Source organism: Paraburkholderia sp. J63 (assembly GCF_905220245.1).
Taxonomy (GTDB): domain Bacteria; phylum Pseudomonadota; class Gammaproteobacteria; order Burkholderiales; family Burkholderiaceae; genus Paraburkholderia.
Genome location: NZ_CAJMZF010000143.1, coordinates 1 through 843, shown reverse-complemented (window position 1 = coordinate 843; position 843 = coordinate 1). Strand labels below are relative to the sequence as shown.

Sequence of the window (843 nt, the reverse complement as noted above, 5' to 3'; positions counted from 1 at the left end):
GTCGTCGAACAGGTCTTCGCGACCGTGGCCCTCCAGGTCGATGCGGATCGATTCGTCACCGGTCCACGCGCACAGCGCGCGGCCCAGCGCGGTCAGCAGCACGTCGTTGATCTGCGTGCGGTAGGCCGCGGGGACGTCGTGCAGCAGGCGATATGTTGCATCGGCCGCAAGTTGCTGCGAGACATGGCGCAGTTGCGCCACCGTCGACGCGCCCTGGGGATCGTCGGCAGGAATGCGCGACGGCGCATCGGCGACCGCGCGCCAGTAGGCGAGTTCGCCGCGCACGTCTTCGCCCTGCGCGTGCGCCGCAAGGCGTTTCGCCCACGCCTGGTATGTCGTGCCGTTGGATGGCAATGTGACCGGCTTGTGTGTGCGCGCCTGTTCGTACGCCTGTTGCAGGTCGTCGAGCAGGATGCGCCACGACACTCCGTCCACCGCGAGGTGATGGATCGCCAGCAGCAGACGCCATGCGCCTTGCGGCAGGCGGATCAGCAATGCGCGCAGCAGCGGTCCTTCGGACAGGTTCAGGCTGCGTTGCGCCTCGTCGCACAGGGCGCCGATCTGCGAGGCGTCGGCGGTTTCGCGTTCCCAGAGCAGATCGTGACTGGCGACGTCGTCCGTGGCGTAGGCCTGCTGCCACGTGCCCTGGGCATCCTGTTCGAAGCGCAGACGCAGCGCGCCGTGATGCGCGACCACGGCCTGCAATGCCACGCGCAAGACGTCAGGGTCCAGTGCCTGCGGCCCTTCGAGCAGCACCGCCTGGTTCCAGTGGCCGCGATGTACCATCGGCGTATCGAAGAACCACGCCTGGACCGGCAGCAGCGGCACCGCGCCCTCCTCGCA

Annotated in this window: 1 protein-coding gene; it reads right to left on the bottom strand. The window is 68.3% G+C overall.

Annotated elements, in window-relative coordinates:
• Window positions 1-843, bottom strand: an 843-nt coding sequence (locus tag U5775_RS38870; protein WP_322063427.1) for a condensation domain-containing protein, incomplete at both ends; no start/stop codon positions are given.